This is a genomic window from Burkholderia lata (genome assembly GCF_902499335.1).
Taxonomy (GTDB): domain Bacteria; phylum Pseudomonadota; class Gammaproteobacteria; order Burkholderiales; family Burkholderiaceae; genus Burkholderia; species Burkholderia lata_B.
Genome location: NZ_CABVQK010000016.1, coordinates 108,780 through 131,663 on the forward strand (window position 1 = coordinate 108,780; position 22,884 = coordinate 131,663).

Sequence of the window (22,884 nt, forward strand, 5' to 3'; positions counted from 1 at the left end):
TGACACCTGACGAGAGTCCCGCCTTCCCATGAACCAAGCCGCGCTGATCGAAGCCGATCGTCAACACCTGATCCACCCCGTCGTCAATTACCGTGCGCACGAGGCGCGCGGCGTCACCGTGCTCGAATCCGCCGACGGCGTGTTCCTGCGCGACGCCGCGGGCCATACGCTGCTCGACGCGTTCTCGGGCCTGTGGTGCGTGAACGTCGGCTACGGCCGCGACAGCATCGTGAAAGCCGCCGCCGACCAGATGGCGAAGCTGCCCTACGCGACCGGCTATTTCCATTTCGGGTCGCAGCCGGCGATCGAGCTCGCCGAACGGCTCGCGGCGCTCGCGCCGCCGTCGCTGAACCGTGTGTACTTCACGCTCGGCGGGTCGGATGCGATCGATTCCGCGGTGCGCTTCATCACGCACTATTTCAATGCGACCGGCCGGCCGTCGAAAAAGCAGATGATCGCGCTCGAACGCGGCTATCACGGTTCATCGTCGGTCGGCGCCGGCCTCACCGCGCTGCCCGCGTTCCATCGCCATTTCGACCTGCCGCGCGCCGATCAGCACCACATCCCGTCGCCCTACCCGTACCGCCATCCGCTCGGCGACGATTCGCAGGCGCTGATCGCCGCGTCGGTCGCCGCGCTCGACGCGAAGGTGGCCGAACTGGGCGCGGACAACGTCGCGGCATTCTTCTGCGAGCCCGTGCAAGGCTCCGGCGGTGTAATCGTGCCGCCGGCCGGCTGGCTGAAGGCGATGCGCGACGCGTGCCGGCGCCTCGGCATCCTGTTCGTCGCCGACGAGGTGATCACCGGCTTCGGCCGCACAGGCCCGCTGTTCGCGTGCGAAACCGAGCGCGTCGAACCCGACCTGATGACCGTCGCGAAAGGGTTGACCGCCGGCTATGCGCCGATGGGCGCGGTGCTGATGTCCGACGAAATCTACGAGGGGATCGCAGGCAGCCGCGCCGAATCGGCCGCGGTCGGCCACGGCTACACGTATTCCGCGCATCCGGTCAGCGCGGCGATCGGCCTCGAAGTGCTGAAGCTCTATCACGAAGGCGGGCTGCTCGCGAACGGCCAGGCGATGGCGCCCCGCTTTAGCGCGGGCCTCGACGCGCTGCGCGCGCATCCGCTCGTCGGCGACGCGCGTTCGGTCGGCCTGCTCGGCGCGCTCGAACTGGTGGCCGACAAGGCACGCAAGACGCGCTTCGACCCGGCCCTGAACGTGCCGGACAGGATCGCGGCCGCCGCGTATGCAAACGGCGTGGTGTTCCGTGCGTTCGGCGACGGCGTGCTCGGTTTCGCCCCGGCGCTGAGCTTCACCGCGGGCGAGTTCGACCTGCTGTTCGAGCGCGTGCGCAAGACGCTCGACGACGTACTGGCCGAACCCGGCGTGCAGCGCGCGCTCGACGCCGCACACGCGCAGCCGGCGTGAGCGCGGCAAGGGAAAGCGGGGCTTGTGACGGCCCCCGTTCGACTCTAAAGTAACCGGACATTCCATTTTTTTGCCCTCTCCCGGACCATGACGGACAGCAAGCTGGATCGCATCGACCTGCGCATCCTCTCCCAGTTGCAAAAACGCGGCCGCATGACCAACGTCGAGCTGGCCGATGCGGTCGGGCTGTCGCCCAGTCCCTGCCTGATCCGCGTCAAGCGGCTCGAGAAGGCCGGCTACATCGGCGGTTACGGCGCGCACATCCAGCTCGAGAAGCTCGGCGACGTGCAGGTCGTATTTACCGAGGTCACACTGGCCGACCACCGGCGCGAGGACTTCGACCGTTTCGTCGCGGCGATCCGCAATGTCGACGAGATCGTCGAGTGCCATCTCGCGAGCGGCGGCTACGACTATCTGCTGAAGTTCATCACGCGCAGCGTCAGCCATTACCAGACGATCGTCGAGGGGCTGCTCGAGCAGAACATCGGCATCGAGAAGTATTTCAGTTACGTGATCATCAAGTCGCCGTTCGTCAAACGGCACTACCCGCTCGAATCGCTGTTCGGCGAACGGCATTGACGGACCGCCGGCGGCCACCGCCCGCGCGGCACCCTGCTGCCCGCGCGGGGCAGCCGCGCGCGCGCCGCCCCCGAACCGCTTCATCCAAGGACCTGTCATGCCGCTTACGCTGTCCCGCTCCGAACTCCTGCGCACCGCCAACCTGATCGACGGCACCTGGCGCGATGCGCTCGACGGGCGTCGCTTCGCCGTCACCGATCCTGCCACGCTCGACACCGCCGCCGACGCACCCGACAGCGGCGCGGCCGACGCACGCGCGGCGACCGACGCGGCCGCGCGCGCGCTGCCCGGATGGCGCGCGACGCCCGCTCGCGAACGGGCGGCGATCCTGCGTGCATGGCATGCGGCGATCCTCGCGCATACCGACGATCTCGCGAAGCTGATGTCGCGCGAACAGGGCAAGCCGCTCGCCGAAGCGCGCGGCGAAGTCGCCTACGGCGCGTCGTACGTGCTGTGGTTCGCCGAGGAAGCGACGCGCACGTACGGCGACCTGATTCCGCAGCAGCAGCGCGGCAAACGCCTCGCCGCGATCAAGGAGCCGATCGGCATCGTCGCCGCGATCACGCCGTGGAATTTCCCGCTCGCGATGATCGCGCGCAAGATCGCGCCTGCCCTCGCGGCCGGCTGCACGGTGGTCGCGAAGCCGGCGGAGGACACGCCGCTGACCGCGCTCGCGCTCGCCTTCCTCGCGCAGGAAGCGGGCGTGCCGGCCGGCGTGCTGAACATGATTACCGCGTCGCGCGAGCGCGGCATCGACGCGGTGGCCGACTGGCTCGCCGACGGCCGCGTGCGCAAGATCACGTTCACCGGATCGACGCCCGTCGGCAAGCTGCTCGCACGCGAGTCGGCCGCCACGCTGAAGAAGCTGTCGCTGGAGCTCGGCGGCAATGCGCCGTTCATCGTGTTCGACGATGCCGAGCTCGACGCCGCGGTCGACGGGCTGATGGCCGCCAAGTTCCGCAACGGCGGCCAGACGTGCGTGTCGCCGAATCGCGTGTACGTGCAGGCGGGCGTCTACGACGCCTTCGCCGCGAAGCTCGCGGCGCGCGTCGCCGCATTGAAGGTCGCGCCGGCGACCGATCCGGCCGCGCAGATCGGCCCGATGATCAACGCGCGTGCGGTGGACAAGATCGCGCGGCACGTCGGCGACGCCATCGAGCGCGGCGCGCGCGTGCTCACCGGCGGCAAGCGCCTGCCCGAACTCGGCCCGAACTTCTACGCGCCGACGGTGCTCGCCGACGCCACCGCCGACATGCAACTGACCTGCGAGGAAACGTTCGGCCCGATCGCCGCGCTGTTTCGCTTCGACACCGAGGACGAAGCCGTCGGCGCCGCGAACGACACGCCGTTCGGGCTCGCCGCGTATTTCTACACGCAGGACGTGCGGCGCATCGCGCGCGTGTCGGCACGGCTCGAAACGGGCATCGTCGGGATCAACGAAGGCGCGCTCGCGAGCGAGGCCGCACCGTTCGGCGGCGTGAAGGAGTCGGGCTATGGCCGCGAAGGTTCGCGCTACGGCCTCGACGACTACCTGTCGATCAAGTACCTGTGCCAGGGCGGGCTCGACTGACCTTGCACGGCTGCGTGCAACGCCGGCAAGGCAGGATCGCGGGAATCGTGGAAAATACTCCGCATCTGTGATGCGGAGACTAGCCCGTGGGAATCAACTTCGATTTGAACGACTTGCAGGCGTTTCGCGCGGTCGTGGAAACGGGAAGTTTCCGAAAGGCCGCGGAGACGGTGAGCATTTCCCAGCCTGCGTTGAGTCGCCGGATCGACAAGCTCGAGGACGCGCTCGGCGTGCGCCTCTTCGAGCGCACCACGCGTCGCGTCACGCTCACGACGGTCGGCCGCGTGTTTGCCCAGAGTGCCGAACAACTGCTCGACGATCTCGACGCCGCGCTGCTCGGCATTCGCGACGTGTCGTCGAGCCGCCTGGGCCATGTGACCATCGCGTGCGTACCCTCGGTGGCCTACTACTTTCTGCCCGCGATCATCGCGCGCTATCATCAGCGCTTTCCGCGCATCCGGGTCAAGCTGCTGGACGCGGGCGCGAACGAGGTGCTGGGCGCCGTCATCAGCGGCGAGGCCGATTTCGGCGTGAGCTTCATCGGCAGCCAGGAAGCCGACATCGAGTTCAAGGTGTTGCTCCAGGAGCGCTTCGTCGCTGCCTGCCGCCGCGACCATCCGCTCGCGCGCAAGAAACGCGTGACCTGGAACGAACTGTACGAGCACGATTATGTGTCGGTCGACAAGACTTCCGGTAACCGTCTGTTGCTCGACCAGGCGCTTGCCGCCGTGGCACCGCGCGGGCCGAGCGTGTGCGAGGCGCGCCACGTGACGACCTTGCTCGGATTGATCGAGGCGGGGCTCGGCGTCGCCGCGGTGCCCTCGATGGCGATGCCCGGGCACGACCATCCCATTCTCACGAGCGTGCCGCTCGTCGAGCCGGTCGTCAAACGGCGCGTGGGCATCGTCAAGCGGCGCGGACGACCGCTCACGCCGGCCGCCGAAGCGTTTCACCGGATGATCATCGACGCGAAGCGTGGCAGTATCGCGAGCAGCGGTGCATCGGTGTGACAACGACAGGAAAGACACGAAGGATGATCGTCCCGTGAGGTTGGCCAGGCTGCTCAAATCGCTCTATGTGCAGGTCCTGCTCGCGATGATGCTCGGCGTGACCGTCGGTCACGTCTGGCCGGACGCAGGCGCGATGCTCAAGCCCCTCAGCGATGCGTTCGTCGGCCTTGTGCGGATGACCATCGCGCCGATCGTCTTTTGCACGATCGTCTCGGGCATCACGTCGCTCGCGAACGGGAAGGCAATCGGCCGCACGATCGTTCGGGCGCTGGCGCTCTACTATCTGCTGACCGCCATCGCGCTCGCGATCGGGCTCGTCACCGCGTTCGTGCTGCGGCCGGGCGCCGGCCTGCACATCGACGTACACCATCTCGATTCGAGCCTCCTGGCACAGTACGCAAAGGATGCGCAACCACGCGGGCTCGTGGCGTTCGGGCTGAGCGTGATTCCCGATACGATGCTCGGTGCGTTCGAGCAAGGCGAGGTGTTGCCGGTGCTGCTGCTGTCGCTGCTGTTCGGCTTCTCGCTGAATGCACACCGGGCGGCCGGCCGGCCCGTTCTTGCACTGATCGACGGGGTCGCCCAGGTTGTCTTTCGCGTGCTCGCGATGATCATGCGGCTCGCGCCGCTCGGCGCATTCGGCGCGATGGCGTTCACGGTGGGCCGCTTCGGTATCGGCTCGGTCGGCTCGCTTGCGAAGCTGATGCTGTCCTTCTACGTGGCATGCGCGCTGTTCGTCGCGCTGGTGCTCGCACCGCTCGCGCGCCTGCACGGCTTCGCGCTGTGGCGGCTATTGCGCTACCTGCGCGAAGAATTGCTCATCGTCCTCGCGACGTCCTCGTCGGAGCCCGTTCTGCCGCGCCTGATCGTCAAGCTGGAATCGCTGGGTTGCGACCGGGGCGTCGTGGGGCTCGTGCTTCCGGCGGGGTATTCGTTCAATCTGGACGGCACCGCGATCTACCTGACGCTCGCCGCGCTGTTTATCGCGCAGGCGTGCGACGTGCCCCTTTCCGCGTCGCAGATCGCGATGTTGCTCGCCGTCATGCTGCTGACGTCCAAGGGCGCGGCCGGTGTTTCCGGCAGCGGGCTGGTTGCGCTGGTCGCCACGCTCGTCGTCATGCCCGACCTGCCCGTTGCCGGGGTCGCACTGCTGGTCGGCATCGATCGCTTCATGTCCGAGGCGCGTGCGCTGACGAGCGTGATCAGCAATGCCTGCGCGGTCATCTTCGTTTCGATGTGGGAAGGCGCGTGCGATCGTGCGCTGCTTGCGCAGAGGCTCGCCGTGGCCGGTTCGGCCTCCGCGAACGGGGCCGATGAAGGCAGTGCCGCGGCCGATGCCGACGGTAGCGGGAAGGCCGCCTGACGCACGCCTTCCCGTCGACGGAATTCAGTGAGCGGAAACGGAATCGAGTCCGGTCGACTTCACGCCCGCCTGCACGTCGGGCGACGCAAGATAGTCGAGCAGCGCCTTCGCTTCCTTCGGATGCTGCGCGCCAACGGGGATGCCGGCGGCGAAGCGCGTCACGGACTGCAACGATTCGGGAATCTTGCCGACGTAGGTCGCCCCCTTGACCGGCAGCAGCTCGCTCACCTGCTGGAAGCCGATTTCGTAGTCGCCGTTCGCGACGACCGATGCCACCGGAATCCGCGGAATCATCTTCGCCTTCGACTTCACCTGTTCCTCGATGCCGAGCTTCCTGAACAGCTCGCGTTCGATATACACGCCGCTCGCGCTGTCCGAATAGGCGATCGACCTGGCATGCAGCAGCACCTGCTTCAGGCTTTCGGCGGAGCTGATGTCGGGCTTGGCCGCGCCGTCGCGCACGACCATGCCGATGCGCGAATCCGCCAGCTCGACCCGCGATCCCGGGACGACCTTGCCCTGCCTGATCAGGTCGTCGAGTGCGTAGCCGACCATGATCACCGCGTCGGCGGGCTCACCGCGCGCGAGCCGGTTCGGAATCGCTTCGGGCGACTTGCCCATCGACGGGCCGAGCGCGGTATCGAGCGTATGGCCCGTCGTCGATTCGAACCGGGGGCCGAGCAGCTTGTAGGCGGCGGTGAAGCCGCCCGAGCTCATCACGTGAAGTTCGGCGGCCTGCACGTTGGCCGCAACCGCCGTGGTGACGACCAGCGCGGTCGCACAAATTTTCAGGAGCAGGTTTCTCATGGTCATGGTCGTACGGATTCGCGTGGGTTCGTGTGGGTTCCTGAACATTCCGGATGGGCCGGCCGTCAATGCGCCGGCGTCAGCGTCGCGGTACGGTGACGATAGAGCGCGAACGTCGCAAGAAGCGCGCACACCGCGGCGAAGCTCATCCAGTATCCCGGTGCGGCCTTGTCGCCCGTCATGTGAATGAGCGCGGTCGAGATGGCCGGCGTGAAGCCGCCGAACACGGCCGTCGCGAGGCTGTACGCGAGCGAGAAGCCTGCGACGCGCACCTGCACCGGCATCACCTCCGTGAGCGCCACGACCATCGCACCGTTATAGATCCCGTACATGAACGAGAGCCACAGGAGGACGAGCAGCATGTTGACGAACGACGGCGCGTGCGCGAGCAACGACAGCGCCGGGTAGGCGGTCACGACGGTGAGCACCGTCATGCCGACCAGCAGCGGCCGGCGGCCGATCCGGTCGGACAGCGCACCGCCGATCGGCAGCCACACGAAGTTCGACACGCCGACGCACAGCGTCACGAGCAGGCTGTCGGCGGTGCTCAAATGCAGCACCGTCTTGCCGAAGGTCGGCGCGTAGACCGTGATCAGATAGAAGCTCGTGGTGGTCATCGCGACCAGCATCATGCCGGCAACCACGACACCCCAGTTCTGCACCAGCGTACCGAACACTTCCTTCATGCCCGGACGATGCTTGCGCGCCTTGAATTCCTGGGTTTCCTCCAGGTTGCGGCGCAGCATGAAGATGAACGGCACGATCATGCAGCCGACGAAGAACGGCGCGCGCCATCCCCATGCGGCGATGGCCGACGCGCTCAGCCATTGATTCAGTGCAAAGCCCAGGCCCGCCGCGACGACGATCGCGACCTGCTGGCTGGCGGACTGCCAGCTCGTGTAGAAGCCCTTGCGGCCGGGCGTCGCCAGCTCGGCGAGATAGACCGATACGCCGCCCAGCTCGGCACCGGCGGAGAAGCCCTGCAGCAGCCGGCCGAGCAGCACGAGCGCGGGCGCCAGCAGGCCGATCGTCGCGTAGCCCGGCACGAACGCGATCAGGATGGTGCCGCTCGCCATGATGGACAGCGTGACGATCAGACCCTTGCGCCGGCCGACGTCGTCGATGTACGCGCCCAGCACGATCGCGCCCAGCGGCCGCATCAGGAAGCCGGCGCCGAACACGGCGAAGGTCATCATCAGCGATGCGAACTCGCTTTGCGCGGGAAAGAAGACGTTGGCGATCTGCGTGGCGTAGAAGCCGAACAGGAAGAAGTCGAACTGCTCGAGAAAATTCCCGGCTGTGACGCGGAAAACCGCGGCGGCCTTCGAACGTTCGGTCGGAAGGCTGGACGAGGGGTGCATCGGGGTGTCTCCTGAAAATCCTGGAATACGCGAGAGGGGCGAGGCGATTGTCGTTTTCCGGCATGTTCGCTCGGCGCCGGTCAAACGATAAGTGCAATTTTTGGAAGGATTGATGTTGATTCGTTATCAATCGAAGTGCCAGCGGCGCGTGTCATCGCACATCGTTCCCGGCGGCGGCACGCGCCCGATGCAAGGCTTTGCAGGACCGGCCAGGCGAACTCGCATACGTTTGCGCTCCCGTGTGCGATCGCACTCGCCCGCTGGCTGCCATGCCGGCCTCGATTTTCTGTTAACCGTGCCGTTAACCGTGATTTGACCCGCGCCGGAGCCATTGCCGCCGGCCTCCCATACGAGCACGAGCATGCGCGCATTCACCTCGATCGAGAAAATTGCCGACTGGGCCGGACGCAACCATCTCGCCGTTGGCGCATTGGGTACGTTGATGTCGCTGGCGGCGCTCGGGATCAGCGCGGCGACACTGTGGGCCGGGCGCAGCGAAGTGATAGAACACGCACACGAGACGTCGCGCAACGTCGCAGCCGTACTGGTGAGCCAGATCGCGCGCACAGTCGAAACGTCGAACAACGCACTGGTCGCGCTCGCGTCCGATCTCGGCAAGCCCGCGGTGCGGCGGATGGATGCCGGGCTGCGGCACGATCTGCTGTTCGAGCGCACCGCAGCGCAATATGTGACCGGCATGGGCGTGACCGACCGGCGCGGCCAGATGATCGACGGTTGCTGCGGCACGACCCATCATTGGGATTTCAGCGATCGCGACTACTTCAAGGTCCATCGCGATGCCGACAACGTTGGCCTCTACGTGTCCGAGGCCTATCGTGCGCGCTCGCGCGGCGGCAAGGAATCCATCGCGCTGTCGCGGCGCATCGACCGGCCGGATCATACGTTCAACGGCATCGCGGTGGTCGCCATCGACATCGCCTATTTCGAGCAGCTCCTGTCCGGTCTCGATGTCGGGCCGAACGGGGTCAGCGCGATCCTGCGCGCGGACGGCGCGATCCTCGCGAGAAATCCGTCGTTGAACGACAGCCAGATGAACCACCTGCGTCACTCGAAAGCCTTCGATCGGATGGTGCACAGTGTATCGGGCTTCTATCCCGCTCGTTCGACCATCGACGGCACCATGCGGCTGTATACGTACCAGCGGGTGCCGGGCACGCCGCTGATTGCCGTCGTCGCACCGGCCGAGCGCGACGTGCTGGCGAGCATTACACGCCTGTCGTGGACGGTAGGTGTGTCCGCAACCGTGATCAGCGCACTCTTCTGCGCGGTGGTATGGCTGCTTGCGTTTGCGCTACGGGACAACCTGCGCAAGCAGACGCTGCTCACGGATCTCACGCGGACCGATCCGCTGACGGGCCTGTGCAACCGCCGCGCCCTCGATATCGCGCTGGCCGACGAATGGGAACGGCTGCAGCGGGGCAGCAACGGCAGCCTGTCGATCCTGTTCATCGATGCCGACCACTTCAAGCAGTACAACGACAGGCATGGGCATGCGGAAGGCGATACGGCGCTGCGCTTTCTCGCTGAATGCATCCGCACGCACACGCGACGGCGCGGCGATCTCGCCGCGCGCTACGGCGGCGAGGAGTTCGTCGCGGTGCTGCCGGATACGGACGAAAGCGGTGCCGCGCAGGTCGCGGAGGCGATTCGCCGCGAAGTCGAACGCAACCGGCTCGACGGGTTTGCGGAAACCGTTCCGGCCTTCACCGTCAGCATCGGCTGCGCGACCGGCCATCGCGCGCGCCCCGCGTCCGTGCATGCGCTGTCGCGTCAGGCGGACATGGCGCTTTATCGTGCGAAGCGCGAAGGCCGCAACCGGGTGTGTTGCGCCGACACGGAGCCGTGCGCACGCTCGGCTGCCTGACTCATGACGCGCGTGATGCTGCTCGTCTCCAGGCAGCCTTCGCATCGAATTCGCCCGAAAAGCAGGGAAGCCGGCGCGTAGTCGTCCGCCGCCACCGAGCCGCGACGGGTGCATCGAATCCGACGCCCGACATGTTCAGCACCGGGAATTAACCAGATAGTGGGAATTCGCGCGCATTGCATTCGACGCGAAACAAATCCGTAACGGCCGCGTAACGATCGATCACCACAATTCGCCATCTTCGACCATCAGGATGGAGTCTTGCATGTCTGCGTCACGAAGCCGTTTCCCGCTGCACGTCGCAGCCTTGTCGAGTGCGATCGTGCTGGCTGCCTGCGGCGGCGGCGACGATGTCAGGTCGACCGGCACCCCAGCGGCGGCCATTCCGGCGCCGCCCGCCGACCCCGGCTTCGTCGACAGCGCACCGCTACCGAGCGTCCCCGCGTTCGTCGACAACATCGCGACCAACCAGCGCGGCGATGCGCGCTATGCGACGCTGTCGACCAATGCCGCGGTGCGCGTGGTGAGCCGTTTCCTCGATCTCTGGCAGCCGTCGACAATGCTGGTCGACGCGGGCGTGAGCGCGCCTGCGAACGGCGCGTTTCCGGCCATCTCGCCGTCCACCTGCTCCGGATTGCCCGGCAACGGCACGCCGTGCGGCACGATCCTGAACGACACCGTGCTGTCGGCCAACGTGCAGTACGTGGTCAACGCGACGACCGCCCGCACGCAACAGCAGGCCGATGCCGCGTACTACGACGACCGGCGCGGCAAGGGATTCAGCGTGACCGACGGCATGGGCCCGCTCACCGCCGCATGGCGCACCGCGGCCCAGCAGACGACCAGCATCACCAGCATTCCGTCCGACGCGACGACGGTGCTGTACAACGACTCGGGCAATAACGTCGGTGTCGGCAGCAGCACGAACGCGAGCTTCGGGAAAGTCGTCGACCTGCTCAACGAAATGGGCAACAACGCGTCGACCGAGCCCTCGAAGCGCTTCTTCAAGTACGCGCGCCCGTACCGCTGGAGCACGAACGTCGTGGTCGCGCCGACGCTCGTTCCGGCGGAAAGCACGACGCCCGCGACCGACGGCGGTTTCATCAGCGGCCACGAGGCCGAAGCGATGCGCGATGCAACGACGATGGCGTGGCTCGTGCCTGAGCGCTTCCAGGAGATGGTCGGTCGCGGCCTCGAGCTCGGCGAGAACCGGATCCTCGCCGGCATGCACTCGCCGCTCGACGTGATCGGCGGCCGCATGCTCGCGCTGGCGGTCAGCGCGGCGAACCTGACCGCATACGCCAGCGATGCGCAGACCGCGTACACGCAGGCCCACCAGGCGCTGCAGCAGCTGACGGGGACGAGCGCCACGACGTTCTCCGCATTCGCGCACTCCGGCACGGCGACGACCGACCGGTTCGCCGACTACGCGACGAACAAGGCCGCGTTCCTGCGCCGCATGACGTTCGGCTTCGGCGCAATCGAATCGACGGACGCGCCGCCGGTCGTGCCGAAGGGCGCGGAGATCCTGCTGCAGACGCGCTTCCCGTACCTGAGCGCCGACCAGCGGCGCGTCGTGCTGAAAACCACCGAACTGCCGTCCGGCTATCCGGTCATGGACGATGCGGAAGGCTGGGGGCGCCTGAACCTGTTCGCGGCAGCCGACGGCTACGGCACGTTCAACGGCAACGTGATCGTGTCGATGGATGCGTCGCAGGGCGGGCTCAATGCGGCCGACCTGTGGCGCAACGACGTCGCGGGCGCCGGCAAGCTGACGCTGCAAGGCAGCGGCACGCTGACGCTGGCGGGCAACAACAGCTACACGGGCGGCACGCAGGTGAGCGGCGGCACGCTGGCGGCCGCGTCGACGACGGCGTTCGGCAAAGGCGACGTGTACGTCGGCTCGGGCGGCGGCGTGAAGATCGCGGCCGGTGCACCTGTGACGATCGCGACCCGCTATACGCAACTCGACAACACGACGCTCGAACTCGACATCGACGGCAACGGCGGCGGACGCCTGCGCGTGGGCGGCCCGCTCACCGTCACGGGCGGCACGCTGCGCGTGAAATTCGTGAACGGTTACGCACCGAAGGCCGGCGATACCATCGCGCTGATCGACGGCGCGGCCGGTGCGGCGAAGTTCTCGATGGTGACGGTCGACGGGTTCAAGGCAACGCCCGTTTATACCGCGACGGGCGTGTCGATCGTGCTGTCGGCGGCGTAACCGGCATCGGGCATCGATCCCGGCAGCGAGGCCGCCCGACGGCGGCTTCGGCTGGGGCTGGGGCTTCGGCTCAGGCGAAGCGAGCGGGCGCCGCCGTGCCCCGATCGCGACAGCAACGCGCGGCCGCACCGAGCGTCCGCCGACCTGAACCGGCGCCGTGCGGGAGCGCGAGGATGTCCTCCTGGCGTTGCAGGCTGATCGGCCATTCGCGCGCATCTTCGCGCGTCCGAAGCGCGCGGTTTTCATCCTCGTCGCATCACGCGGCACTCTGCGTAAACCCCATCTCAGCACAGACTAAAATCCCTTATAATGGGATTTTATTAACCATATCAGCACATATATCCAGTCAATATTCTTGATAGTCCTGAATTACGGTTTTTCTTTCATTTTCATTGCGACGCCAGCCGCCCTGCGCGACGCGCTCGCCCGGTGAGCAGCAACGCGGTTTTTCTTCCGCGTCACCCGGTGTTTTTTTCTGGATATGATCGTGGGCCGGACCGGGCGTGTCGCACCGACCTGCCGGAAGTCATCCAGGCGGATCGCGCATGGCGCGGTCGTACTACCCGCGCCCGGGCAGCATGAGCCGGCTTCGGCCGGCATCGATTTCGAGACGGGATGCATTAGCCACACCATGAACCTGCACGCTGAAACACTGTGCTTCTCGGATGTGTTCCTCCATTCCCAGGCGATCGTGAACTGGTCGCAGCACTACGACCAGATCAGTCCGGGCACGGCCACGACCACGCTGCGCCAGGTCGCCGGCCAGCGCTTTCACGTCTTTCGCGAACGCATCAACCAGCGCGTGATGCAGCACGGCCTGGCGCCGCGCGACCGCCTTTGCTTCGCGCTGCCGATTGCCAGTACCGTCGCGCCGGTGGTCCAGGGGCGCACCGTCGAGCGCCCGAGCCTGCTGACCTTGCGCGGCGGCGAGGAGTTCGTCGCCCACCTGCCGTGCGACACGGAAGTGCTCGCCTTCACGATCGATCGCACGCTCACGGCCGATCGCGAACTGGACGAACTCGCGAACCTGCCCGCTCGGGTCCTGAAGCAGCCGGTGCTGCCGATCTCGCCCACGCGCTACCGCCATGCGCTGGACGGCCTCGAACGCGTGCTCTGCCAGGCACTCGACAACGGTTCGCTCACGGCCCGCGATGGGTTCGACGAACGCGTGCTCGCGCACAGCGTCGTCGGCATCCTGCTCGACCTCGTGCAGTCCGACGATCCGGATGCCGGTGCGCTGCCGTCGGCATCGACGCAAAGCTATATCGTTCGCCGCAGCCAGGAGATCGCACTGGAAAGCGACGACGTGCCGACGGTCATCGATCTCTGTCATCACCTTCGAATCAGCCGCCGCACGCTGCAATACAGCTTCCAGAACGTCGTCGGCACCACGCCGACGGCCTACCTCCGCTCGATCCGGCTGAACGCCGTGCGGCGCTTCCTGAGGACGACGCCCGAAACGATGCGGATCGGCGACGCGGCAGCGCAATTCGGCTTCTGCCACTTCGGGCGTTTTTCCGCGTACTACCAGCAACATTTCCACGAGTTGCCGTCGCACACGCCGCGCCTGAGCTGAGCCCGCGAACGCGTCGCGGCCGCACATCCGGGTAATCCCCTGCCGCCCGGCGCATGCGGATTGCCGATAGCGGACAACGCCCGCTTTTTCGGCACCGTAAATTTTGTCGTCGGCCTGTTCCGCATCGCACTGCACCGTACCGGGCGGCCGTCCAAGCGCACACCTGTGCCGTCGTCGGACGTCAGCATCCATGGCCGGTCCGCCAGGATCGGCCCGCGGCACAGGGATATTGATCAGGCATGCCGGTGTCGACTCCTGACGGACGATCCGGTCAGCGGGACTACTCATGAACGAATCGTCACCCCGGTCCGAAGCGGGCCTCAGCAAGAACGCCGTCGGACTTTCACACATCGTCTTCTTCGTCGTCGCGGCCGCCGCGCCGCTCACCGCGATGGTCGGCGCGACACCCGCGGCGTTCTCGCTCGGCAACGGTCCCGGCGTGCCCGGCGTGTTCGTGCTGGCGGGCGTCATGTACCTGATCTTCAGCATCGGCTACGCGGCAATGAGCCGGCACATCTCCAATGCAGGTGCCTTCTATGCGTATATCGCGAACGGGCTCGGGCGTCCGGCCGGCGTGGGCGGCGCGTTCGTCGCGATCGTCGCGTACAACGCCGTGCAGATCGCGATCTACTGCATGTTCGGCTTCTTCCTGAACGACAGCATCCAGCGGCACTACGGCGTCGACGTGCCGTGGTGGGCGTTCGCGCTCGCGTGCGTCGTCGCCGTGCATTTCTGCGGCGCGCGGCGCATCGAGTTCAGCGGCCGGCTGCTCGGCATGCTGATGATCGGCGAGATCGCGATCGTGATGCTGCTCGATCTCGCGATCGTCGCGCACGGCGCGAGCACCGGCGGCTTCAGCGCGAAGCCGTTCAGCCCGGCGATGGTGTTCGCACCGGGGCTCGGCACCGCGCTCGTGTTCGTGCTCGGCTCGTACATGGGGTTCGAGGCAACGGCCATCTTCTCCGAGGAAGCCCGCGACCCGAAACGCACGATCCCGCGCGCCACGTACCTGGCCGTGGTCCTCATCATGGCGTTCTACGCGCTGTCGTCGTGGGCGATCGTCGAGGCGTGGGGCGAGAGCCAGATCGCCGCCCAGGCGGCGCACGATCCCGCCAATCTCTGGTTTGCCGTCAGCGGCCGGCTGCTCGGCGGCATCGCGACGGACGCGATGAACGTGCTGCTCGTCACGAGCCTGTTCGCGGCGATCCTGTCGTTCCACAACACGATCACGCGCTATTTCTACGCGATGGGCCGTGAACGCGTGCTGTGGCGCAAACTCGGCCATACGTGCCCCGTGCATCGCTGCCCGGACGTCGCCGGGAAAGTGCAGACGCTGATCGCACTCGCGGCCATCGTCGGGTCCGCCGCCTTCCGGCTCGATCCGTTCGCGGTCGTGTTCTCGTGGATGAGCGCGCTGGCCACGATCGGCATCATCGCGGTGCAGATCCTCGTGGCGGCCTCGGTGATCGCGTTCTTCGCGCGCGATCACCGGGACACCGGCCTCGTGCACCGCCTGATCGCGCCGCTCGTCAGCGTGATCGCGCTCGGCGCCTGCCTCGTGCTGGTCGTGCGCAACCTGTCCGTGCTGAGCGGATCGGATTCGACCTTCGTCGCGATGTTTCCGTATTTCCTGGTCGCCGTCGGCGCGCTCGGCATCCGCGCCGCCTTGCGATTGAAGCGCAGCGATCCCGACCTGTATCGCGAACTCGGACGCGCCACGCCGTAACCGCCGCCCGGCCGGTGCCGCTTGCGGCACCGGCATCGTCTTGCCCCACCCCTGACGCTGTCCCGCAATCGGCACGCGACGCCTCGATGCATCGCGCCGGCACGGCCCCCGCGCGGGTATTCCCTATTCCGGTCACGCGGCAACGATTGCCGATAGCGGACAAGGCCCGCCGTTTCATCGACATACAGTGAACCCGACGTCGAAGCCGTGCCGTGGCAGCCCTCACCGCCACGACCGGCGCGGCCCGACGACTCGCCCCTGTGAAACACGGACATCATGATGAAAATTCAGAACCTGATCGGCGGCCGGCATTGCGACGCAGCTGCCGGCCGTACCTTCGAAAAGCTGGCGCCGGCGACCGGCGACTACGTCGCCGCCGTGCCGGCGTCGACCGCCGAAGACGTCGATCGCGCGGTACGCGCCGCACACGGTGCGCTGCACGATGACGCATGGGCACGCGCGGGCGGATCAGCCCGGGCGCGCTGGCTGCTCCGGCTGGCCGACCTGATCGAGCGCGACCGTGACGCGCTGGCGGAATGCCTGGCCGTCGAACAAGGACGCCCGCTCGCCGAGATGCGCATGATGGACATCCCGATGAGCATCGACACGCTGCGCTACTTCGCCGGCTGGGCCGACAAGCTCGAGGGCCGCACGATTCCGACCGACGGCTTCATGGGCCGCCCGACCCTCAACTACACCCGGCGTGCGCCGGTCGGCGTCGCTGCGCAGATCATCCCGTGGAACGCGCCGCTGATGATCGCCGTGTGGAAACTCGCACCGGCGCTCGCGGCCGGCTGCCCGGTAGTCATCAAGCCGTCCGAGGACACGCCGCTCGCGCTCGCGCGTCTGGGCGAACTCGTCTGCGAAGCCGGCCTGCCCGCCGGCGTCGTCAACATCGTCCACGGCGTCGGTTCCGAAGTCGGCGCCGCGCTGGTCGCGCACCCGCTCGTCAGCAAGATCAGCTTCACGGGCAGCACCGAAGTCGGCCGGACGATCGCCGCCGAAGCGGCCCGGACCTTCAAGCGCGTCACGCTCGAGCTCGGCGGCAAGGCTGCGCAGATCGTCTTCGCGGATGCCGATCTCGACCGTGCGATCCCGTCGCTGATGGCCGGCATGTTCGCGAACCAGGGCCAGACGTGCGCGGCCGGCTCGCGCGTGCTCGCGCACCGCTCGATCGCGCATGCACTCGAAGCACGGCTCGCCGATGCGGCCCGCACCCTCCACGTCGGCCCGCCGTCGGAACCCGGCGTGCAGATGGGCGCGCTCATCAACCCGCGCCACCTCGCACGCGTGCGCGCGCACGTCGAAGGCGCGCTCGCCGAAGGTGCGGTCATGCTCGCGGGCGACGAACAGGTGCCGCCACGCGGCTGCTTCATGCGCCCGACGATTCTCGGCGGCGTGCATCCGGGCATGCGGATCGCCCGCGACGAAGTGTTCGGCCCGGTCGGCATGGTCATGCCGTTCGACACCGAGGACGAGGCCGTCCGCATCGCCAACGACACGCCGTTCGGCCTGTCCGCTTCGGTCTGGACGCAGGACGTCGGCACCGCGCACCGCGTCGCCGAGCGGCTCGACGTCGGCGCGGTCGCCATCAACGCATGGAGCCCCATCGACGCGCGCCTGCCGTGGGGCGGCACCAAGCAGAGCGGGATGGGGCGCGACCTGTCGAAGGCCGCGCTCGACTCGTACCTCGAGGAAAAGATCATCAGCGCAGCCCTGTGATCCCGCGGCGCACAGCGCGCCGCACCGTGTTCAAGCACTTCACGAGAGAAAGACCATGGACTACCAAAAGCGACAAAAGCGATTCTGGCACCCGATGAGCTCGGCAGCCGCCGGGCACACGACCCCCACCGTGATCATCGAGCGCGGCGACGGCAACTACGTATACGACGTCGAGGGCCACCGCATGCTCGACGGCGTCGGCGGACTCTGGAACGTCAACGTCGGCCACAACCGGCCGGAAGTGAAGGCCGCGATCGCTCGCCAGATGGACGAGCTGTCCTACTACCAGACCTTCGACGGCGTCGCCCATCCGCGCGTGTACGACCTCGCCGACCGCCTGTGCGCGATGTTCGCGCAGGAAGACATGCAGCGGGTGATGTTCGGCAGCGGCGGCTCCGACGCGATCGAGACGGCGCTCAAGATGGCACGCCAGTACTGGGTCGCCGCGGGCGAGCCGTCGCGCACGAAATTCCTGTCGCTGCGCAACGGCTACCACGGCGTGCACGTCGGCGGCACGTCGCTCGGCGGCAACGGCGTCTACCACTACAATCACGGCCCGCTGCTGCCCGGCTGCGTGCTGCTCGACACGCCGTGGCTCTATCGCAACCCGTGGAACTGCGACGATCCGCAGCAACTCGTCGAGCATTGCATCCGGCAGCTCGAGGAAACGATCGCGTTCCATGGCCCGCAGACCATCGCCGCGTTCGTCGCGGAGCCTGTACAGGGCGCGGGAGGCCTGATCGTCCCGCCCGCCGACTACTGGGCGCGCGTGCGCGCCGTGTGCGACCGCCACGGCATCCTGCTGATCGCCGACGAGGTGGTCACCGGCTTCGGCCGCACCGGCAGCCTGCTCGGCAGCCGCGGATGGGGTGTCGCCGCCGATATCCTGTGTGTCGCCAAGGGCATTTCCGCCGGCTACGTCCCGCTCGGCGCGACGCTGTACAACGGGCGCATCGCGCAGGCGATCGAACACGGCGCGGGCTTCTCCCACGTGATCATGCACGGCTATACGTACAGCGGGCATCCGCTCGCGTGCGCCGCATCGCTCGCGGTGCTCGACATCGTCGAGGCCGAGGATCTGCCGGGTAACGCGGCACGGGTCGGCCAGCGCCTGCTCGAGCAACTGCTGCCGCTGAAGGCCGACTTCGAGACCGTCGGCGACGTCCGTGGCAAGGGGCTGATGCTGGCGCTCGATCTCGTCACCGACAAGGCCAGCCGCACGCCGCTCGATCCGGGCAAGGGGTTCGCGGCACGCGTGGCCGATGCCGCGCGCCGGCGCGGGGTCCTGGTCCGGGCGATCGCCAACAAGGTCGTGATGTCGCCGCCGTTGACGCTGCAGCAGGACGAGGCCGACTTCATCGCGGTGACGTTGCGCGAGGCGCTGCAGGAGTGCTGCGCGGATTCGCGATCGATCGCCTGATCGCACCGCCAGCCGGGCGTACGGATCTTTCGTCGAAGGTTCGTGCGCATCGCCATCCGGCACGGGCTCGACGAAGATCGCCGCGGGGCATCGACGTCGACGATCGGCGTCCCGCCCGTCGCAATTTCGCTTTCAAGGAAGACTAACCAAATGGAAAACCAGGCCATTGCATTCACGGTCGAGAAATATCCGCTCGTGCTGCGGCTGCTGCACTGGGTCAGGGCGATCCTGATCGGTGCGCAGCTCTGGACCGGATGGACGATGGTCCGGCTCGACGACAACCTGCCGGCCAAGTTCGACTGGTACTACCCGACGCACAAGGAGTTCGGCGTGCTCACGCTGCTGGTGGTCCTGACGCAACTGGCGATCCGGTCGATGAAGCCGCTGCCGCCGCTGCCGTCGAGCCTGCCGAAGCTGGACCGCAAGCTCGCCAAGATCGCGCACACCCTGCTGTATGCGCTTGCGATCATCGTGCCGCTGATGGGCTATTCGATGTCCAGCACGTATACGCAGAGCGACGGCGTGCCGTTTTTCTTCTTCCGCGTACCGGAGCTGCTGCCGAAGAACGACCACTGGTTCGAGGCATTCCAGTGGCTGCACCGGACACTGGCCTACACGCTGCTCGTGCTCGTCGTGCTGCATATTCTCGCCGCGCTGAAACACCGGTTCCTCGACTCGAACCGCGAAAACGACGTACTGCGGCGCATGCTGTAACACCGCTCCGACCCGTTGCCGGAATCCCGGCAACGTTCGGCACCCGGGCCGCCCGATCGTGGCGCCCGGTCCATTTTTATCCGGTCATTTCGTTTTACTAATTATAAGCGGACCACCCCGAGCGTCCGGCGCACCGGCACGCCATCGGGAACGGTATCGCATCGCCCTACCGGCACTCACCTGGAGATCGACAATGAAGAGGATGATTGCGGTCGTTTCGACCGCCGGCGCCATGGGATTCGGCCTCACTGCCCATGCGCAAAGCACCGTGACGCTCTATGGCCTGATCGACGAAGGCATCAATTTCACGGGCAACGCGGGCGGCAGCAAGGCTTACCAGATGGTGAGCGGCGACACCGTTGGCAGCAACTGGGGGCTGAAAGGCACGGAAGATCTCGGCGGCGGGCTGAGGGCGCTCTTCCAGCTCGAGAACGGCTTCAACGCGAGCACCGGGGCGCTCGGCGTGACGTCGCGGATGTTCGGCAGGCAGGCGTACGTCGGGCTCGATTCCGACCGGTTCGGCACGCTCACGCTCGGCCGCCAGTACGATCCCACGCTCGACATGTGGAGCCCGTTCACGGCCACCGGCAACTGGCTCGGCGATTTCGGCGCCCACCCGTACGACAACGACAATGCCGACTGGGACTACCGCATCCAGAACAGCGTCAAGTACGTGTCGCCCGCGTACGCCGGCTTCAAGGGCGAAGTGCTCTACGGGCTCTCGAACCAGGCGGGCGGCTTCGCCCGGAACCGGGTCTACAGTGCCGCGGCGCAATATCAGATGGGCGCGTTCTCCGCTGCCGTCGCGTACCTGAGGGCCAACAACGGCGGCGCGACCGCGGGCGGCGCGTTGTCGAGCGACGATACGGTCTTCAGCGGCCGCTCGCAGCAGAACATCGATGCCGGCGCGTCGTACAAGTTCAGCGACAAGCTGACGCTGTCCGCCGCGTATTCGCACGTCGACGTGACCAACCCCGAGTCGAATCTCTACTTCGCGAACCAGCCGGCGGCGAGCTCGCAGCACGCGTGGAAATTCGACAACTTCGAGGTCAACGGCCAGTATTTCTTCCGGCCGGACGTCTGGCTCGGCGCGGCGTACACCTATACGCACGCCCATGTCACGACGGCGGCGGGCGATGCATCACCGAGCTGGCACCAGTTGTCGATGATGCTCGACTACGACCTCAGCAAGCGGACCTCGACGTACATCCAGGGCGCATACCAGCACGCAACCGGCCACACCGGCACGGATTTCGACTACGCGCACGTGCTCGGCACCGCCGGGCAGTCGTCGGGCCGCAATCAGCTGGCCTTGCGCGTCGGGATGATGCATCGGTTCTGAACGCGGCGGTTGACGCACGGGCTCGCGCATCAGGTATGCGGCAGCCCGTGCTGTCCCGTGCGGTCAGAACTGATGCCGCAAGCCGACGCGCACCGCGGTCTGCGTCGAGCCGGCCGCCGCGCCGCCGAGCGCGGCCTCGACCTGGGCACCGTAAGCGCTGTCGTGCCCGCGTGCGAGCACCGCGTACAGGCCGGTACGCTTCGACAGCGAATAGTCGGCACTCAGCGTGACCTGATTGGCCGAGCCGACGTCGCCGCCGCGCTGCTGGAACTGGAAACCGCCGCCCAGCTGCAACGACGGCGTGACCGACCAGGTCAGCCCGGCGTCGTAGGTGGTTGCCCGCAGCGGTGCCGCAGCGCCGATCCGCACGTCCGACACCATGCCGAAGACGCGAAACCGGTCGAAGTTGTAGCCGGCCCCGCCCGAGAAGTTGCGCAGATTGCCGCCGGCGGTGACGTCGTGCTGGCCGAAATACGCGAGCGCGGCGCTGAACGCGCCCTGCGTGTAGGACAGCATCGCGCTCTGCACGCTGCTGCGCGCGACCGAGCCGGGCACGTTGCCGAAGCCCCACATGCCGCCGAACGCGATACCGCCGAACGTCGGACTCACGTACTTCACCGCATTGTTCACCTGGACGCCCCACACGCGGTTGTCGAGTGCACCGCCTGTCGACGCATTCGCCGGCAACCCCCACGCGAGCAGGCCGGCCGGCGTGTTCGCGCCGATCGCGAAGGACGGCATGAGATCGCCGACGAAATCGAACTGGCGCCCGAGCGTCACGGTGCCCCAGTCGCCGCCGAGCCCGACGTACGCTTGCGAACTGAACGCGGAACCCGGCACGGTCAGCGTACCGTCCGACGTCTGGAACTGGCTTTCGAGCCGGAACACGGCGAAATTGGCGCCGCCGAGATCCTCCCTGCCCGTCAGGCCCCACACGTCGTTGCGCGACACGCCCGCCTGCAACGCGAGCTGGCGCCCGCCACGCGCGGCAGACGCCACGTCGCTCGTATAGGTCACGCCCGTGTCCAGCGAACCGTAGAGCGTCACGCTCGACTGGGCGAACGCCGGTGCAGCCGCACCGCAACCGCACAATGCCACCATCCGGAACCACGCTTTCATCTTCTTCTCCTCATCGAATTTTCCCGGTCGATGCGCCCGTGAACCGGCCGGCACGGCAACGACATCGATCCGTCATGATTTTCCCGATTAAAATAGGAATCCGTATCAATAGACGGTGCATCGATCCGCTGCATCGCGGCCGGCCCGCCTCCCGGAGATTCGCCGGCGCGGCTCCGGTTACCGCCTGCGCGACTTAAGTTAGACTACGACCCTGTCGTCCGCGGTGCCGCAGCCCGGCCGCGCGAACCGCGTTCGTCCTTCCCGTTTCATTGCCGCAAGCCGCCTGAATCCCGGATCACGTCATGTCGAGCCTCACCAAAATGCTGTCCATCCTCGACGTCTTCTCTTCGTCCGCGACGTCGATGACGGCCGAGGAGATCGCCGAACACATGGGCTTTTCGCGCACCACGTGCTACCGCTACGTGAAGGAACTGGCCTCCGTCGGCCTGCTCGTCGGCAGCAACGGGCGCTATACGCTGGGCCCGCGCATCATCCATCTCGACTACAACATGCGGCAGTCGGACCCGACGCTCACCGCCGCGAAGCCCGTCATCCAGAAGCTGGTTCAGGTCACCGGCGGCGATGCGCTCGTGTCGACGCTGTTCGACGAGCAGATCATCAACGTCATGCATGAAACCGGCGCGGAGAACCTGCAGCTGGGATTCGGCCGCGGCCGCATCATGCCGCTGTTCCTGGGTGCGTCGTCGAAAGTGATCGTGGCCGCGATGTCGCGTGCGCGCCTGAAGCGCCTGCACGAACGACACAACGACGAGCTCGGCGAGTTCGCGGCCGACTGGACGCAGTTCTGGCGCGCCTGCCAGCAGATCACCGACGCGGGATACTGGATCTCGCGCGGCGAACTCGACGCAGGATTCGTCGGCATCGCCGCGCCGATCCGCACCGCCAGCAGCGGCGAGATCAACAGCAGCCTGTCGCTGGTCTTTCGCGCCGAACACTTCGCGCTATTCGACGAGCACGTGCTCGGCAAGCTCCTGATCGACGCCACCGCCCAGATCGGCGACGCCACCTGACGATTC

Annotated in this window: 17 protein-coding genes; 14 read left to right on the forward strand and 3 right to left on the reverse strand. The window is 67.0% G+C overall.

Going from position 1 to position 22,884, the window contains the following annotated elements; genetic code table 11:
* The first annotated feature begins 28 nt into the window (after positions 1-28).
* The 5 genes from BCO18175_RS32540 to dctA all read left to right on the forward strand — a co-directional run bounded on the left by BCO18175_RS32540 (position 29) and on the right by dctA (position 5,951).
* Entirely contained in the window at positions 29-1,429 is a 1,401-nt protein-coding gene (locus BCO18175_RS32540) for an aspartate aminotransferase family protein (protein ID WP_174987021.1), read from the forward strand.
* A gap of 87 nt (positions 1,430-1,516) precedes the next feature.
* Positions 1,517-2,008: an Lrp/AsnC family transcriptional regulator gene (locus BCO18175_RS32545; RefSeq protein WP_006749694.1), complete on the forward strand. Its 492-nt coding sequence runs from the start codon at positions 1,517-1,519 to the stop codon at positions 2,006-2,008.
* A gap of 97 nt (positions 2,009-2,105) precedes the next feature.
* Positions 2,106-3,578, forward strand: a complete 1,473-nt coding sequence (locus BCO18175_RS32550; protein WP_174987023.1) for an NAD-dependent succinate-semialdehyde dehydrogenase — start codon at positions 2,106-2,108, stop codon at positions 3,576-3,578.
* A gap of 86 nt (positions 3,579-3,664) precedes the next feature.
* Complete coding sequence (locus BCO18175_RS32555) at positions 3,665-4,588, forward strand: LysR family transcriptional regulator (protein WP_174987025.1); 924 nt, start codon at positions 3,665-3,667, stop codon at positions 4,586-4,588.
* A 34-nt stretch (positions 4,589-4,622) separates the two neighbouring features.
* Positions 4,623-5,951: a C4-dicarboxylate transporter DctA gene (gene dctA, locus BCO18175_RS32560; RefSeq protein ID WP_174987027.1), complete on the forward strand. Its 1,329-nt coding sequence runs from the start codon at positions 4,623-4,625 to the stop codon at positions 5,949-5,951.
* Positions 5,952-5,975: 24 nt separating this feature from the next.
* Here dctA and BCO18175_RS32565 read toward each other — a convergent pair whose 3' ends face one another.
* On the reverse strand, positions 5,976-6,758 hold the full coding sequence (locus tag BCO18175_RS32565) for a substrate-binding domain-containing protein (protein WP_174987029.1): 783 nt from the start codon (positions 6,756-6,758) through the stop codon (positions 5,976-5,978).
* A gap of 65 nt (positions 6,759-6,823) precedes the next feature.
* Positions 6,824-8,119, reverse strand: coding sequence for an MFS transporter (locus BCO18175_RS32570; protein ID WP_174968718.1), 1,296 nt, complete (start codon positions 8,117-8,119; stop codon positions 6,824-6,826).
* Between the two features lie 361 nt (positions 8,120-8,480).
* On the opposite strand from BCO18175_RS32570, the gene BCO18175_RS32575 reads away from it, so the two are divergent.
* From BCO18175_RS32575 to BCO18175_RS32610, 8 genes are all read left to right on the forward strand, one after another.
* A complete protein-coding gene (locus BCO18175_RS32575) occupies positions 8,481-10,004 on the forward strand; it encodes a sensor domain-containing diguanylate cyclase (protein ID WP_174987031.1) in 1,524 nt (507 codons plus the stop codon).
* Between the two features lie 265 nt (positions 10,005-10,269).
* Positions 10,270-12,228: a phosphatase PAP2 family protein gene (locus BCO18175_RS32580; protein ID WP_174987033.1), complete on the forward strand. Its 1,959-nt coding sequence runs from the start codon at positions 10,270-10,272 to the stop codon at positions 12,226-12,228.
* A gap of 631 nt (positions 12,229-12,859) precedes the next feature.
* Positions 12,860-13,804 (forward strand): helix-turn-helix domain-containing protein, encoded by a 945-nt coding sequence (locus BCO18175_RS32585; protein ID WP_174987035.1) that lies wholly within the window; start codon positions 12,860-12,862, stop codon positions 13,802-13,804.
* Positions 13,805-14,090: 286 nt separating this feature from the next.
* Complete coding sequence (locus BCO18175_RS32590; protein ID WP_174987037.1) at positions 14,091-15,530, forward strand: APC family permease; 1,440 nt, start codon at positions 14,091-14,093, stop codon at positions 15,528-15,530.
* A 276-nt stretch (positions 15,531-15,806) separates the two neighbouring features.
* Complete coding sequence (locus BCO18175_RS32595; protein WP_174987039.1) at positions 15,807-17,252, forward strand: aldehyde dehydrogenase family protein; 1,446 nt, start codon at positions 15,807-15,809, stop codon at positions 17,250-17,252.
* Between the two features lie 55 nt (positions 17,253-17,307).
* Positions 17,308-18,672, forward strand: coding sequence for an aspartate aminotransferase family protein (locus BCO18175_RS32600; RefSeq protein ID WP_174987041.1), 1,365 nt, complete (start codon positions 17,308-17,310; stop codon positions 18,670-18,672).
* A gap of 150 nt (positions 18,673-18,822) precedes the next feature.
* Positions 18,823-19,386, forward strand: coding sequence for a cytochrome b (locus tag BCO18175_RS32605; protein WP_174987043.1), 564 nt, complete (start codon positions 18,823-18,825; stop codon positions 19,384-19,386).
* Between the two features lie 193 nt (positions 19,387-19,579).
* A complete protein-coding gene (locus tag BCO18175_RS32610) occupies positions 19,580-20,728 on the forward strand; it encodes a porin (protein ID WP_174987045.1) in 1,149 nt (382 codons plus the stop codon).
* 63 nt (positions 20,729-20,791) lie between these two features.
* Here the strand turns inward: BCO18175_RS32610 and BCO18175_RS32615 are convergent, their stop codons facing one another.
* Complete coding sequence (locus BCO18175_RS32615; protein ID WP_174987047.1) at positions 20,792-21,847, reverse strand: porin; 1,056 nt, start codon at positions 21,845-21,847, stop codon at positions 20,792-20,794.
* Between the two features lie 302 nt (positions 21,848-22,149).
* On the opposite strand from BCO18175_RS32615, the gene BCO18175_RS32620 reads away from it, so the two are divergent.
* Positions 22,150-22,878: an IclR family transcriptional regulator gene (locus BCO18175_RS32620; RefSeq protein ID WP_174987049.1), complete on the forward strand. Its 729-nt coding sequence runs from the start codon at positions 22,150-22,152 to the stop codon at positions 22,876-22,878.
* The last annotated feature ends 6 nt before the right edge of the window (positions 22,879-22,884 follow it).

Coding starts and splice junctions, on each gene's coding strand:
- BCO18175_RS32540 (WP_174987021.1), top strand. CDS start 29: ATGAACCAAGCCGCGCTGATCGAAGCCGATCGTCAACACCTGATCCAC.
- BCO18175_RS32545 (WP_006749694.1), top strand. CDS start 1,517: ATGACGGACAGCAAGCTGGATCGCATCGACCTGCGCATCCTCTCCCAG.
- BCO18175_RS32550 (WP_174987023.1), top strand. CDS start 2,106: ATGCCGCTTACGCTGTCCCGCTCCGAACTCCTGCGCACCGCCAACCTG.
- BCO18175_RS32565 (WP_174987029.1), bottom strand. CDS start 6,758: ATGAGAAACCTGCTCCTGAAAATTTGTGCGACCGCGCTGGTCGTCACC.
- BCO18175_RS32570 (WP_174968718.1), bottom strand. CDS start 8,119: ATGCACCCCTCGTCCAGCCTTCCGACCGAACGTTCGAAGGCCGCCGCG.
- BCO18175_RS32575 (WP_174987031.1), top strand. CDS start 8,481: ATGCGCGCATTCACCTCGATCGAGAAAATTGCCGACTGGGCCGGACGC.
- BCO18175_RS32580 (WP_174987033.1), top strand. CDS start 10,270: ATGTCTGCGTCACGAAGCCGTTTCCCGCTGCACGTCGCAGCCTTGTCG.
- BCO18175_RS32585 (WP_174987035.1), top strand. CDS start 12,860: ATGAACCTGCACGCTGAAACACTGTGCTTCTCGGATGTGTTCCTCCAT.
- BCO18175_RS32590 (WP_174987037.1), top strand. CDS start 14,091: ATGAACGAATCGTCACCCCGGTCCGAAGCGGGCCTCAGCAAGAACGCC.
- BCO18175_RS32595 (WP_174987039.1), top strand. CDS start 15,807: ATGATGAAAATTCAGAACCTGATCGGCGGCCGGCATTGCGACGCAGCT.
- BCO18175_RS32600 (WP_174987041.1), top strand. CDS start 17,308: ATGGACTACCAAAAGCGACAAAAGCGATTCTGGCACCCGATGAGCTCG.
- BCO18175_RS32605 (WP_174987043.1), top strand. CDS start 18,823: ATGGAAAACCAGGCCATTGCATTCACGGTCGAGAAATATCCGCTCGTG.
- BCO18175_RS32610 (WP_174987045.1), top strand. CDS start 19,580: ATGAAGAGGATGATTGCGGTCGTTTCGACCGCCGGCGCCATGGGATTC.
- BCO18175_RS32615 (WP_174987047.1), bottom strand. CDS start 21,847: ATGAAAGCGTGGTTCCGGATGGTGGCATTGTGCGGTTGCGGTGCGGCT.
- BCO18175_RS32620 (WP_174987049.1), top strand. CDS start 22,150: ATGTCGAGCCTCACCAAAATGCTGTCCATCCTCGACGTCTTCTCTTCG.